General features: G+C 38.5%; 16 protein-coding genes. All 16 read left to right on the top strand.

Annotated elements, in window-relative coordinates; translation table 11 throughout:
- The first annotated feature begins 48 nt into the window (after positions 1-48).
- The 16 genes from nrdR (at position 49) to rpsO (ending at position 13,717) form a co-directional block, all read left to right on the top strand.
- A complete protein-coding gene (gene nrdR / locus NFR27_RS01715) occupies positions 49-513 on the top strand; it encodes a transcriptional regulator NrdR (protein WP_251440717.1) in 465 nt (154 codons plus the stop codon).
- Positions 510-1,439, top strand: a complete 930-nt coding sequence (locus tag NFR27_RS01720; protein WP_251440715.1) for a dipeptidase — start codon at positions 510-512, stop codon at positions 1,437-1,439. The genes nrdR and NFR27_RS01720 overlap by 4 nt, the downstream gene beginning before the upstream one ends.
- Before the next feature lie 12 nt (positions 1,440-1,451).
- Positions 1,452-2,036, top strand: a complete 585-nt coding sequence (gene gmhA / locus NFR27_RS01725; RefSeq protein WP_251440713.1) for a D-sedoheptulose 7-phosphate isomerase — start codon at positions 1,452-1,454, stop codon at positions 2,034-2,036.
- The gene (gene rfaE1, locus NFR27_RS01730) at positions 2,026-3,507 is read left to right on the top strand and encodes a D-glycero-beta-D-manno-heptose-7-phosphate kinase (protein WP_251440711.1); all 1,482 of its coding nucleotides are present in this window, start codon (positions 2,026-2,028) and stop codon (positions 3,505-3,507) included. Before gmhA ends, rfaE1 begins: the two co-directional genes overlap by 11 nt.
- Positions 3,504-4,469 carry an ADP-glyceromanno-heptose 6-epimerase gene (gene rfaD, locus NFR27_RS01735; RefSeq protein ID WP_251440708.1) on the top strand — a complete coding sequence of 322 codons (966 nt, stop codon included), beginning with the start codon at positions 3,504-3,506 and terminating at the stop codon, positions 4,467-4,469. The genes rfaE1 and rfaD overlap by 4 nt, the downstream gene beginning before the upstream one ends.
- A 46-nt stretch (positions 4,470-4,515) precedes the next feature.
- On the top strand, positions 4,516-5,046 hold the full coding sequence (locus tag NFR27_RS01740) for a D-glycero-alpha-D-manno-heptose-1,7-bisphosphate 7-phosphatase (RefSeq protein ID WP_251440706.1): 531 nt from the start codon (positions 4,516-4,518) through the stop codon (positions 5,044-5,046).
- Positions 5,043-6,056, top strand: a complete 1,014-nt coding sequence (locus NFR27_RS01745) for a glycosyltransferase family 9 protein (protein ID WP_251440704.1) — start codon at positions 5,043-5,045, stop codon at positions 6,054-6,056. Before NFR27_RS01740 ends, NFR27_RS01745 begins: the two co-directional genes overlap by 4 nt.
- Before the next feature lie 14 nt (positions 6,057-6,070).
- The gene (locus NFR27_RS01750; RefSeq protein WP_251440702.1) at positions 6,071-7,126 is read left to right on the top strand and encodes a glycosyltransferase family 9 protein; all 1,056 of its coding nucleotides are present in this window, start codon (positions 6,071-6,073) and stop codon (positions 7,124-7,126) included.
- Positions 7,126-8,106, top strand: a complete 981-nt coding sequence (locus tag NFR27_RS01755; RefSeq protein WP_251440700.1) for a 3'-5' exonuclease — start codon at positions 7,126-7,128, stop codon at positions 8,104-8,106. Before NFR27_RS01750 ends, NFR27_RS01755 begins: the two co-directional genes overlap by 1 nt.
- An 85-nt stretch (positions 8,107-8,191) precedes the next feature.
- The gene (locus tag NFR27_RS01760) at positions 8,192-9,589 is read left to right on the top strand and encodes an aminopeptidase (RefSeq protein ID WP_251440698.1); all 1,398 of its coding nucleotides are present in this window, start codon (positions 8,192-8,194) and stop codon (positions 9,587-9,589) included.
- Entirely contained in the window at positions 9,589-9,942 is a 354-nt protein-coding gene (locus NFR27_RS01765; RefSeq protein WP_251440695.1) for a hypothetical protein, read from the top strand. The genes NFR27_RS01760 and NFR27_RS01765 overlap by 1 nt, the downstream gene beginning before the upstream one ends.
- Positions 9,942-10,310 carry an arsenate reductase family protein gene (locus NFR27_RS01770; RefSeq protein ID WP_251440691.1) on the top strand — a complete coding sequence of 123 codons (369 nt, stop codon included), beginning with the start codon at positions 9,942-9,944 and terminating at the stop codon, positions 10,308-10,310. The genes NFR27_RS01765 and NFR27_RS01770 overlap by 1 nt, the downstream gene beginning before the upstream one ends.
- Positions 10,311-10,481: 171 nt before the next feature.
- Entirely contained in the window at positions 10,482-11,462 is a 981-nt protein-coding gene (locus tag NFR27_RS01775; RefSeq protein ID WP_251440689.1) for an ABC transporter substrate-binding protein, read from the top strand.
- A 51-nt stretch (positions 11,463-11,513) separates the two neighbouring features.
- The gene (locus NFR27_RS01780) at positions 11,514-12,383 is read left to right on the top strand and encodes an ABC transporter permease (protein WP_251440687.1); all 870 of its coding nucleotides are present in this window, start codon (positions 11,514-11,516) and stop codon (positions 12,381-12,383) included.
- 13 nt (positions 12,384-12,396) lie between these two features.
- A complete protein-coding gene (locus tag NFR27_RS01785) occupies positions 12,397-13,191 on the top strand; it encodes an ABC transporter ATP-binding protein (protein ID WP_251440685.1) in 795 nt (264 codons plus the stop codon).
- Between the two features lie 259 nt (positions 13,192-13,450).
- Entirely contained in the window at positions 13,451-13,717 is a 267-nt protein-coding gene (gene rpsO / locus NFR27_RS01790) for a 30S ribosomal protein S15 (RefSeq protein WP_115309541.1), read from the top strand.
- Positions 13,718-13,806 lie beyond the last annotated feature (89 nt).

Consider the following 13,806-nt stretch of genomic DNA (forward strand, 5'->3'; position numbering starts at 1 on the left):
AACAATATAACCTAATTATAGGTTTTTATAGAGAAAAGAGGTGTACTCATGAGATGTCCGTATTGTAAGCATACAGAAAATAAAGTTACAGATTCTCGTGCTACTGATGATGATAATAGCATTCGTCGTCGCCGTGAATGTTTATCCTGTGGGCGTCGCTTCACCACATATGAAGTAATTGAAGATGTACCAATTATGGTGATTAAATCGAGTGGAAGTTATGAGATGTTTGATCGTAGTAAATTATTGAATGGTTTATTACGGTCTTGTAATAAACGAAACATCCCTCGTGAGACCTTAGAAAATGTAGTTAAAAATGTAGAGGATGCTATACGTAATCAATCAAAGCAGGAAATTAAATCTTCTGAAATTGGTGATTTAGTTCTTAAAGAATTAAAAGATATAGACGAAGTAGCCTATGTGCGTTTTGCATCGGTATATCGTAATTTTGAAGATGTGCAAGCCTTTGTTGCCGTGTTAAAAGATTTACGCAATCACGAGGAGTCCAAATGATAGATTTACATTGCGATACTATAATGATGCTCATTGACCATCCTGATAAAGGGGATTTAGCGCAGAATCCGTGGAAAATTGATATTCCAAGATTAAAAAAAGGTGGCTATACACTTCAAGATTTTGCACTCTTTGTAGAATTAGATCAAGAAGCAGATCCTTATGGCCGTTATGAAGCGATGCGTCAAATTTTTAACGAACAGATGACACGGTATGCTGATGATATTGTGCATGTTCGTTCTTATGATGAATTTGTGACAGCTCGTGAATCTGGTAAAATTAGTGCTTTATTATCAGTGGAAGAGGGCGGCGTTTTTGAGGGCTCTTTAGAGCGATTAAAAAAAGCGTATGATGATGGAGTTCGTTTAATCACTATTAGTTGGAATTTTCCTAATGGCTTATCCTATCCAAATGGTAAAGAGCATGAAGGTAAAGGGTTGACACCAAGAGGGATTGAATTTGTTCAGTATATGGAAGAACTGGGCATGATTGTGGATTGTTCACATCTAAATGATGCAGGCACATTTCAATTAGGTGAAATTCTTACTAAACCTTTTATTGCATCCCATTCTAATGCGCGAGCTTTGACGAACCACCCACGGAATTTAACGGATGATTTAATTCGTTTGATTGCTAATAAAGGTGGTGTAATTGGTCTTAATTTTGCACAAGCTTTTTTAGGAACGAACCGAGTTAGCCAAATTGCTGACATTGTTCGTCATGGTTTATATTTACGCAATATAGGCGGCTCTGATGTAGTTGCGTTGGGGACTGACTTTGATGGAATTCGGCCTGATACAGAAATTGCTGATGCCAGTGAAATGCCACGTTTACATGATGCCTTTCGGGCTGCTGGTCTTAGTGAGGCTGACACAGATAAAATTTTCAGTAAGAATGCAGAACGTCTATTGCAGACGATATTATAATAGGAGGCTAGTATGGAATTAGCAGGCGAAATTAATCCTTTAATTGCAGAACGGTTCACGGACCATTTAGATGTATTTGGTCAGACAATGGAACAAATGGAGATTATTCAGCTCATTGCAGAACGTTGTAAAACGGCATTAGCTTCTGGTAATAAAGTGTTGTTTTGTGGTAATGGTGGCTCTGCAGCAGATGCACAACATTTAGCGGCTGAATTGATTGGTCGTTTTCAAAAAGAACGTCGTTCTTTGGCGGCTATTGCCTTAACTACAGATACCTCAATTTTGACTGCTGTAGCGAATGACTATGGTTATGAAGAAGTATTTGCCCGTCAAGTTGAAGGCTTGGGACGAGCTGGTGATGTATTAATTGGTATTTCTACGTCTGGTAATAGTGGTAATGTAGTGCAGGCAGCTCTTAAAGCGCGTGATACAGGTATGCATACGATTGCTTTCACAGGTGAAGGGGGCGGCAAGCTTAAGGAGATTTGTGATATTACCTTGCCTATTCCGTCAAAAGTAACAGCTCGTATTCAAGAAATGCATATTTTGGTAGGCCATATAATCTGTGAGTTGGTGGAAGAAGAATATGATAAGTAAAACAATTAATGAGTTTTTGACACATAAATTGCCAGAACTTCGCATTGCCGTTATTGGTGATATTATGGTAGACCGCTATGTGTTTGGTGATGTAGGCCGAATTTCCCCGGAAGCACCAGTGCCTGTTAATCGCGTTACTGATGTAAAAGAAGTGTTGGGGGGGGCTGCTAATGTAGCTAATAATTTAGCTAATTTAGATTGCCATGTATTTCTTGGCGGTGTTGCCGGCACTGATAGTCATGGTGATTTACTGACACATTTACTAGAAACAGAACATATTAATCATGAAGGTGTTTTACGTCTTTCTAGCCGTCAAACTACTACTAAAATGCGGATTTTAGGTGGCCGTCAGCAAATGATGCGGTTAGATTTTGAAGAACCAGAGGCTGTGTCTGAGCAAGAGGCGAAGCAATTATTGGCTTGGTTAAGCGAATTATGTGAAATAGGCTTAGATGGGATTGTTATTTCTGACTATGGTAAAGGCGTTTGTACACCTGCTGTATTAAAGGCTGTCATCACTATGGCGAATGCTAAAGGTATTAAGACGATTGTAGATCCTAAGGGGAATGATTGGTCTAAATACAGTGGTGCTACTTTTATTACGCCGAATGTGAAGGAATTAAGTGAATATATAGGCCGTTCTTTAGATAATACAGATGAAGCCATTGTGACAGCTGCGAAAGAAACGCTTGCTCAAGTATCCTTTGATTATGTAGTAGCTACCCGTTCTGCAAAAGGCATTACTATTGTAAGCCAAGAAGGGAAAGTATGGCATAATCCAGCAACCCAACAAGACGTTTTTGACGTAAGTGGGGCTGGTGATACAGTAGTGGCTATGATTATAACAGCTATGGCGGCTGGGTTAACTGTGCGTGGTACTTTGCATGTAGCTAATGCAGCGGCAGGCGTAGTCGTCTCCAAAGTAGGAACATATCCCATTCATCGTCAAGAATTACTTGATTTGTGGGAGGCGATTCGCCATCGTCAGGCTGACCCGATTACGGCCTATAGCCGTGAAGAAATGGCGGCTAAAATTCGTCAATGGCAAAATGAAGGCCATACCGTGGTCTTTACCAATGGATGCTTTGATATTTTACACAGTGGACATCTTTCGTACTTGCGGGATGCCGCTCGTTTAGGGGACCATTTAGTGGTAGGACTTAATTCTGATGCCTCTGTGAAGCGCTTAAAAGGCTCGGCACGACCTATTAATTCTGAATCATCGCGAGCGGAGTTAATGGGGGCTTTAGGCTTTGTTGATGGAGTTGTTGTATTTGAAGAAGATACGCCGGCAGAACTATTACATGAATTACGGCCTAATATTTTGGTCAAAGGTGGCGACTATTCGGTAGATCAAGTGATTGGCTGTGAATTTGTGGATAAAGTTATTATTTTGCCATTCAAAGAGGGCTATTCCACTACAGGAATTATAGAGAAAATTAAGGCCTTAGTGCAGGAGGGATTATTATGATTATTGTTACTGGTGGCGCTGGTTTTATAGGCAGTAATATTGTAAAACAATTGAATGAACGAGGCCGTAATGATATTTTAATTGTAGATGACTTAACAGATGGTAGTAAAATCCGCAATTTACAAATGTTAGATTTCTATGATTATGTAGATTGTATAGACTTTGATGAAGCGGTGGCTGCCAACACATTTGATATTGGTCCTATTGAAGTTATTTTCCATGAAGGTGCTTGTGCAGATACTATGAATTATGATGGGCGCTATATGATGCACAATAACTTTGAAGGAACAAAGAATTTATTCCATTATTGCCAAGAACGACGTGTACCTTTTATTTATGCATCATCTGCTTCTACTTATGGTCATGGCACGCAGGGATTTACGGAAAAGCCAGAATGCGAAGAAGCATTGAATCCATATGCATATTCTAAATTGTTCTTTGATCGTTATTTGCGTCGCTTTGAGGGACAATTGCAATCTCAAGTAGTTGGGTTGCGCTATTTTAATGTATTTGGTCCAAATGAAAATCATAAAGGGAATATGGCTTCTTTAGTGCGCCAAATGTTTTATAAGCTTCGTGAAACAGGTGAAATCACTTTGTTTGAAGGTACTGATGGCTATGGTGATGGTGAACAAGTTCGCGATTTTATTTATGTAAAAGACGTTGTGAATGTTAATTTCTTCTTCTGGGAACACCCTGAAATTAGTGGTATTTTTAACTGTGGCACTGGTGAAGCTAAAAGCTTTAATCGCTTTATGAAAGCCGTCATTGCTTATAATGGTTCTGGCTCTCTACGCTATATACCATTCCCAGAAGTGTTGAAGGGGAAATATCAAAGCTATACAGAAGCAGATACAACTAAGCTTATGAGTGTTGGCTATGATAAAGGATTTACTAATTTAGAAGAGGCCGTAGCTGAATATTGTGAATTATTGGATAATAATGAAGGCTATGTTCGGTAATTATTAGATATAATCTATGTACGATAATTGTTAGGAAAGGGAGCCTATGCGTAAGGTTTTATTTTTAGATCGTGATGGCGTAATTAATGTTGATGTAAATTACTTATACCGAGTAGAAGATTTACAATTTGTTGCTGGTGCTCCAGAAGCTTTAGCAGCCGCTGTAAAAGCGGGTTATGACTTAATTGTTGTAACGAATCAAAGTGGTATTGCTCGTGGGTACTATACAGAAGCTGATATGAATAAATTACATGCAGAAATTAATCACCGCCTGAAAGCGCAGGGGGCTTCTATCCTTCATTTTTATTATTGTCCGCATCATGTAAAGGGGACTATAGCTACTTTTACTAAGGACTGTGATTGCCGTAAACCTAAGCCAGGCATGTTATTACAAGCTATGGCCGATTATGATATTGATGTAACGAAAAGTTTTATGGTCGGTGACAAGCCGTCTGATGTAGCTGCTGCTGAAGCAGCGGGGTTAACGGGTTACTTATTTGAAGGTACTAATTTAGAAGAATTTTTATTGCCTATTTTACAGCAGCGAGAAAATGTAACGAATGGGACGGTCAAATGAAAGATTATAAGCGCATTTTAATTGTAAAAATGAGTTCCCTTGGTGATGTTATTCATGCATTGCCCACTTTATATGCGATTCGTAAGAATTGGCCTGAGGCGCATATTACCTGGGCAGTGCATGAACAATTTAGTGGTCCTTTGCCAGGGAAGCCTTGGTTAGACGAGGTTCTATTTATTGATAAGAAAAAATTGAAATCCTTAGGGTATTTATGGTCTTTACGCAAAGTATTACATAGTTATCAGTTCGATATGTGTCTAGACTTACAATGTTTAGCTAAAAGTGCTATTGTAGCAGCCTTATCGGGTGCTAACGAAAAGTATGGATACTGGGAACTACGTGAAGGTAGTAAGCTTATTAATAAAGGGTTAGAGGGTCCTCATAAATATGGTCATGTTATTGAGCGTTATTTGGACACCGTGCGAGCCCTTGGCGGCACTGTGGCTGGGGTTGAGTTTCCTATTAAGGAATCTCCAGCAGCAGCTACTAGTTGTGAAGCAAAATTAAGTGAAGCGGGCCTTCCACACGGTCATGATTATGTAGTGATAGCACCTGGTGCACGTTGGTCTGTAAAAGAATGGCCCATTGATTCTTTTGGTGAGTTAGCAAAGCGATTGGTGGCAGCTAAGCAGTATGTAGTCTTAATTGGTGCTGAGAATGATAAAGAAAAGGCGCAAGCAATTAAAACGCAAGTTAGTAGTGAAGCTGTTATTGATATGACGGGACAAACGAATTTAGAAGAATTAATTGAACTTATTCGACGCTCCAAGTTATTTATTAGTGCTGATACAGGTCCTTTGCATATTGCCAATGCTTTGAAACGACCTTTGATAGGCTTATATGGTACAACTTCACCTGAGCGGACTGGTCCCTATGGTGGTGAGCATGTGCATTGCATTGTATCACCGACTTCAAAGGCAACGCCAGAAAATCCTCTTGTGGATGATCCAGCTTGCATGGCTCAAATTTCAATTGATCAAGTGTGGGATACAGCTAAAGCCCTACTTTAATAAAGGAGGTTTGTATGGAGTTAAATCATAAACGAATCGTAGTCACCTTCTTAATGCATTTAGGGGACGTTATTTTGACAACACCTTTTTTACACGTACTACGCCAAACAGCGCCAGATAGTCACATTACATTTGTAATGGACCGAAAATTAAAGGAAGTAATGCAATATAATCCCAATATTGACCGTATAGTATGTATTGATAAAAAAGGACGGGATAATAGTATTGCCGCTTTACAAAATATTGCTAAATATGTGCGCCAATCTGGAGGGCAACCAGATATTGTTATAAATCTTCACCCTAATGAACGGACTAGTTTCTTTGCTTGGGCTTTACGGGGGAAGATTACAACGGGAATGAGTCACTTTTTATTCCGTCCATTCATGGCAAAATATACACGGCTTGATCGTAAAACGAGGCATGCGGCTGATATGTATATTAATGTTCTTGAACAATTGGGAGTAAAGGATACCTCTAATAAAGGCTTAGAAATATATACTTGTCCTGAATGGGAACAGACAGTTGATGCGTTTTATCAGAAACATGGAATTTCTGAAGTAGATACTGTTATTGGTTTTAATGTAGGGAGTGCTGTGCCAGAGAAACGTTGGCCTCAAGAGCGTTTTGCTCAAGTGGCTGATTATTTCTGTGACAAAGGGTATAAAGTGATATTCTTTGGTGGCCCTATGGATGTAGATATGGTAGATTCTGTAGTCGTTCATATGCATCATAAACCTGTTGTGGCTACTGGACAGTTTAGTCTTGGTGAGCTTACAGCAGCTATTAAGCGTTGTAGCTTGTTTATAACCAATGATTCTGGACCAATGCATGTAGCGGTGAGCCAACATGTACCATTAGTAGCACTCTATGGGCCGTCTAATCCTAAATTTTATGGACCATATACGCAAAACTGTGTTGTCTTAGAATCTATGGATACCTATGAAGTAGGTAAGAGTATGAAACAGATTATAAAAGAAGGTAATTATAAAGGGGTTAGTGTTATTTCCACTCAGTCCGTCATTGAGGCAGCACAGTCGCTACTCTGTGAAACCGGGAATGAGGAAGCGTAATGGAGTATGTAATTTTCGATTTGGAATGGAATCAGCCCTTTGCGAATGATATTAGCTTTATGAAACGGACGGGTTTACCTGTATCAGGCGAAATTATTCAAATTGGTGCCGTTAAATTAGATGCTAATCTAGAGTTAATTGATACCTTTAGTATGCTTATCAAACCACAGTATCTAACGCGCATGCATAAGCATGTGGAAAAGTTGACTCATATTTCAGCTGCTGACTTAGCTTTGGGCGTTTCATTTGCGCAGGCCTATCGGAGTTTTGAAACTTGGTGTGGCTCTAATGCTGTCTTACTTACCTGGGGCTCTGACGATATTGTGATGTTACGGGAAAATTTGCGTCTCTTTGGTTTGCCTAGTCGCATTAAGCATACTTGGTATGACGCGCAATTAATTTTTGCCCATTTGCAACATGGTAATACACAGCAAGTTGCGTTAAGTAAAGCTTTAGAAGAGTTGGCTATTACCAAAGATGATTTACCAGCTCATGATGCATTAAATGATTCTATTTTTACTGGCCGCGTATGTAAAGCAATTCCTTTAGCTGAGGGCATTGCTCAATATGATGAGATTATTAAGCATACTTATTCACCAGCATACTTTCCCGAAGCCTTGAGTTTTTTTATTTATGAAAATTTTGCAGATAAGCGTACAGTATTACATGATAGCCGTGTACGTCATGCCCATTGTCCTCAGTGTCAAACCTTACTGGCTTTGGAAAAAATACAACGCCTTAGTGGTGATAAATTTATTAGTTTAGGTCGTTGTCGTAATCATGGCTTATTAGCTGTTCATTGGCGCATTGGTAAATATATGAAACGGGGTAATGTATTGCGGTATTATGTGACGAAGATGCTTACAGAAGCGCCAGAAAAATTGCAGACTTTATATGCAGAACGTACTGAGCAGAACCGTATTAAAGAGGAAGCCTATTTAGCACGTTTGTCAGCTCAAAAGAAAAAAGAAAGTAAATAAAAGTGGTCAATTACAATTATTTTGATAGTTGTTTATTATAGATATTAAATATTAGTTTATATACTAATTAGGAAGGGATGATACAATGGAACGTAAATATGCATGGCATGAATATACAGAGGCTGACACAAAAGCAATAGAAGCGTTGTGTCAAGATTATATGCGCTTTTTAGATATTGGTAAAACAGAGCGTGAATGTATTGATGAAACAATTCGTCAAGCAGAGGCGAAGGGTTATAAAAATTTAAAAGATTTACAAAAAGCAGGGCAGCCTATTAAAGCAGGCGATAAAATCTATGCGGTTCATATGAAAAAAATTATTGCCTTGTTTAATATTGGCAATGAATCTTTAGAACAAGGTTTTAATATTTTAGGCGCTCATATTGACTCTCCCCGTCTTGATGTAAAACAAAATCCTTTCTATGAAAATAGCAATTTAGCATTTTTTGACACTCATTATTATGGTGGTATTAAAAAATATCACTGGGTAGCTATGCCATTAGCTTTACATGGCGTAGTTGTCAAAAAAGATGGTACTGTTATTCCGTTAGCGATTGGTGAAAAAGATACGGATCCAGTATTTTGCATTACTGACTTATTGCCACATTTGGGGCAAGAACAGATGGAGAAAAAAGCTAATAAAGTTATTGAAGGGGAAAACTTGGATTTACTTATTGGCAGCCAACCTGTTAAAGGGGAATTGAAAGATGGGGTTACAAAATTTTTAAGTGATATTTTTGAAAAAGAATATGGTTTTACGGAAGAAGACTTATTATCTGCTGAATTAGAAATCGTACCAGCTGGTCGTGCTCGTGAAATGGGATTTGACCGTAGCATGATTCTAGCTTATGGACAAGATGATCGCGTTTGTGCTTATACTTCATTAGCCGCTATGTTAGAAGTAGACTCTGTAAAACGCACAACTTGTACGTTATTAGTGGATAAAGAAGAAATTGGTTCTGTTGGTGCTACGGGGATGCAATCTCGTTGGTTTGAAAATGTAGTGGCAGAATTATTAGCTATGGTTGGCCATAATTCACCATTGGCAGTTCGTCGCACTTTGGAGCGGAGTCGTATGCTATCTTCTGACGTAAGTGCTGGCTACGATCCTTTATATGCATCCGCTTTTGAAGCAAAGAATGCAGCCTTTCTTGGTAAGGGGGTAGTATTTAATAAATTCACTGGTGCGCGCGGTAAAGCTGGCTCTAATGATGCGAATGCGGAATATATGGGCTTTATTCGTCGTATTATGGATGATAATCAAGTTAATTTTCAAACAGCTGAACTTGGTAAAGTTGACCTCGGTGGCGGCGGTACGATTGCGTATATCATGGCTCTTTACGGTATGAATGTAATTGACTGTGGTGTGGCTGTATTAAGTATGCACGCGCCGTGGGAAGTAACAAGTAAAGCTGATGTGTATGAAGCTAAAAAATGCTATGTAGCCTTTTTACAGGCAGCAGGAGAGGAAGCGAGCCTATAATGACAGAAGCAAATAAAGAAAAGCGGACGGTACGAATTGATATTTTTGACATTGAAGAAGATAAAGCACAACAGTATTTAAAAGATCGTGAAGAATGTGCGACCGCCGCAGAGGATGTTATGGCAAAATATTGCCAAGAGGTAAAGCGTGAAACTCTCGATCCAGAAGAAGGGCAAGGGGTAGTCGGCTATTTTAAAACTGGTGAAATATTACTGACTGTTTTACTTGATCCTTTTGAAATTCCTGTTATGAAAATGGCTATCGAGCGTGGTAAACTAGAAGAATATGTGTTAGCGGCTAATGGCTTTACCTTAGAGAGCATCCAAGAGGTAATGAAGGAGGTAGTTAGCTAATGTTATTAGTAGAATATCCTACATGCACGACTTGTAAACGAGCAAAAAAATATTTAGAAAGTCATAACATTGAGTTTACGGCTCGGAATATTAAAGAAGAAAATCCTACTGTAGAAGAATTAGGTTTATGGCAGCCTAAAAGTGGCAAAGAGGTAAAGGCGTTTTTTAATACGTCTGGTCAAGTGTATCGCAGTGAAAATATTAAAGATCGTTTACCGGCTATGAATGAAGATGAGAAATTGGCTCTGTTAGCTACTAATGGTATGCTTGTGAAACGGCCTATTCTAGTATTGGAAGATACTGTACTAGTAGGCTTTAAAGAAGCTGAATGGGACGAAGCCTTGCGCCGTAATGGTTATTTAAAATAGTAGTAATATTTGTAGTGGTGTTATAACTGATAATTCATATCTAAATTGGTTATGGTAAAAATGTGAAATTTGCTTGTATTTCCTATTGAAATAGAATAGGAAACAAGCTATAATAAATGCAATATCCCGTGTAGGTGGATACATGTAGTATGGTAGAAGGGAGCATTTTATATGTGGAAAAAACGTGTAGTAGTGGCTGCTGCCACAGCTTTGATGGCTGTAGGTTTGCTTAGTGGCTGCGGTAGTGACAATGGTAGTGGTGCAGATAAGACGTACAAAGTGGGGGTTATTCAACTGGTAGAACATCCTGCTTTAGATGCGGCTAATAAGGGCTTTGTAGATGGATTAGCTTCTAAGGGCTATAAAGATAATGTCAAAATTGACCAACAAAATGCCCAAGCAGATCAATCTAATTTAAATAGTATTGCGCAACGCTTTGTATCAGATAAAGAAGATTTAGTTTTAGCGATTGCAACACCATCAGCACAGGCTATGGCAAATGCATCAAAAGATATTCCTATTTTAGGAACTGCTATTACTGATTATGTACAAGCTAAATTAGTAAATAGTAATGAAAAACCAGGTACTAATGTAAGTGGCACTACTGATATGAATCCGGTAGAACAACAAGTAGATTTAATTACTCGTGTATTACCAAATGCCAAAAAAGTAGGCTTAATTTACAGTGCTAGTGAAGTTAACTCACAATTACAAGCAGAACGTATGAAAGCTCATGCTAAAGCAAAAGGTCTTGAAGTAGTAGAAGCAACAGTTCAGAATGTAAATGATATTCAACAAGCTGCTCAGAATCTGGTTTCACAAGGGGTAGAAGCTATTTATATGCCAACTGATAATGTAGTGGCATCGGCTATGCCTAATTTAGTAAAAATTACTGATGAAGCTAAAATTCCTGTATTCCCAGGTGAAGATAATATTGTTAAAATTGGTGGTCTTGCAACTTATTCCGTTGATTACTATCAATTAGGCTTCCAAGCTGGCTTAATGGGGGCTAAAATCTTATCTGGCGAAGCCAAAGTAAGTGATATGCCAATTGAAAGTCAGAAAGAATTTAAACTTGTTATTAATGAAGACGTAGCTAAACGTCTTGGTATTACCCTTCCAGCTGATGTATTAGCGGAAGCAAGTAAATAATTCAAAAAGAAAAGGGCTTCGGCCTTTTTCTTTTTATAGATGGAGGAATATATGGAAAACCTAATTATTTCAACCTTAGGTCAGGGGTTATTATGGTCATTGTTGGCCATTGGTGTATTTATTACTTTTAGAGTATTGGATATTGCCGATTTAACAGTGGAAGGAAGTTTCCCTTTAGGGGCGGCCATTTCGGTAACTTTGATTGTAGCAGGCGTTAATCCTATTCTTTCGATTTTGGGCGCCGCCGTAGGAGGTATGTTAGCTGGTGTAGTGACTGGCTGGGTGCATACTAAATTAAAAATTCCCGCTCTATTGGCAGGGATTTTAACAATGATTGCTTTATATTCTGTCAACCTTCATGTAATGGGGAAAGCGAATGTTTCTTTATTGCGTATGAAGACGATTTATACCTATTTTGAATCTATGAATATTTCTGCCACTTGGGCACTAGCCCTTGTAGGTTTATTAATTGCCATTATTACAGGCATCTTCCTATTTTGGTTCTTTGGAACGGAAATTGGGGCTGCTATTCGTGCCACTGGGGTTAATCCACAAATGATTCGTGCTCAAGGTGTGAATACAGATTCAATGATTGTTCTAGGTTTGTTATTATCTAATGCCTTTGTAGCCGTAGCTGGTGCTTTAGTCGCACAGGGTAATGGGTATGCCGATGTCGGTATGGGCGTTGGTACGATTGTTATTGGCTTAGCCTCTGTTATCATTGGTGAGGTTCTTTTTGGCACAAAATCTTTCGTAAAAAATTTAGTGGCTGTAGTGCTTGGCTCTGTAGTATATCGTATTGTTATTGCTGTTGTATTATACTTAGGTATGCCACCAAATGACTTGAAATTATTTACTGCCGTGTTAGTTGCTATTGCTTTGTCTTTACCGACATTAAAGGCAAAATGGCAGAGTCGATAAGGAGGGCCTACCTATGTTAGAAGTGAAACAAATTGTAAAAACGTTCTTTAAGGGGACGGTTAATGAAAAAGTAGCCCTTCACGGAGTAGATTTGCGTTTAGAATCAGGTGATTTTGCTACTGTTATTGGTGGTAATGGGGCTGGTAAAAGTACCTTATTGAATTCGATTGCTGGTGTATTTCCTGTAGATTCTGGGTCCATTCATATTAATGATACAGATATTACTAAGATGCCTGAATATAAAAGAGCGGCTTTTATTGGTCGTGTATTCCAGGATCCCATGTTGGGGACTGCTGGTAATATGCAGATTGAAGAAAACTTGTTGTTAGCACTACGCCGTGGTAAACGAATGGGCTTGAAATGGGCTTTCGTGCCAAAAGAGCGCGAACTATTTAGAGAGCGTTTATCTTTATTGGGTTTAGGGTTAGAAGATCGTTTAACAGCTCGTATGGGGCTCTTAAGTGGTGGTCAACGTCAATCTATTACCTTGCTTATGGCTACCATGTTGCGCCCTGAGTTATTATTATTAGATGAACATACGGCAGCTCTTGATCCTAAGACAGCAGAAAATGTATTAAATCTTACTGATAAGTTAGTACAAGAGCATAACCTTACCACTCTTATGATTACTCATAATATGCGTGATGCTTTACGTTTTGGTAATCGATTAATTATGATGAATAATGGTCGAATTATCTTTGATGTACGAGGCGAAGAAAAGAAGAAATTGACGGTTCAAGATTTATTAGAACGCTTTGAAGTAGCCGGTGATACCGTGAGTGACCGCATGGTACTAGGGGCTAAATAGGATAGTCGATAGAATACTTGAATCAGATTCAAGTAGGTATTATCAGTTAAAGAGGATCGCAGAATTATATTCAAGTAGTAGAATTATATTCAAGTAATCCTTTACAAGTACTAGAATTATATTCAAGTAATCCTTTACAAGTACTAGTCTATATAGTATACTGATTGAGGTGCAAAGAGCACTATAACGCAAGCGAAGTATGCGAATCTCCAACGTTTACTTTGGCTTGACGAGGTTTTTATTTTTAGGAGGAAACAAAATGTTAACTACAGAAGCTAAACAAGCTATCATCAAAGAATTTGCTGTTCATGAAGGTGACACTGGGTCTCCAGAAGTACAAATTGCGATTTTAACTAACCGCATTTTATATCTTACTGAACATTTGAAGGAACACAAAAAAGATCATCACTCCCGTCGTGGTCTTTTAAAATTAGTTGGTCAACGTCGTAATATGCTTGACTACCTTCGTCGTAAAGATATTGAACGTTACCGTGCAATTCTTGAAAAATTAAACTTACGTAAATAATTGCGTAACTTAAAAGCGGCCTTGGCCGCTTTTTTTATATGTATTTTAGTATAGAGTAAGAAAAATAGAGACTTATTCTAATAAAAGTA

Source organism: Veillonella intestinalis (assembly GCF_943192895.1).
Taxonomy (GTDB): domain Bacteria; phylum Bacillota; class Negativicutes; order Veillonellales; family Veillonellaceae; genus Veillonella_A; species Veillonella_A intestinalis.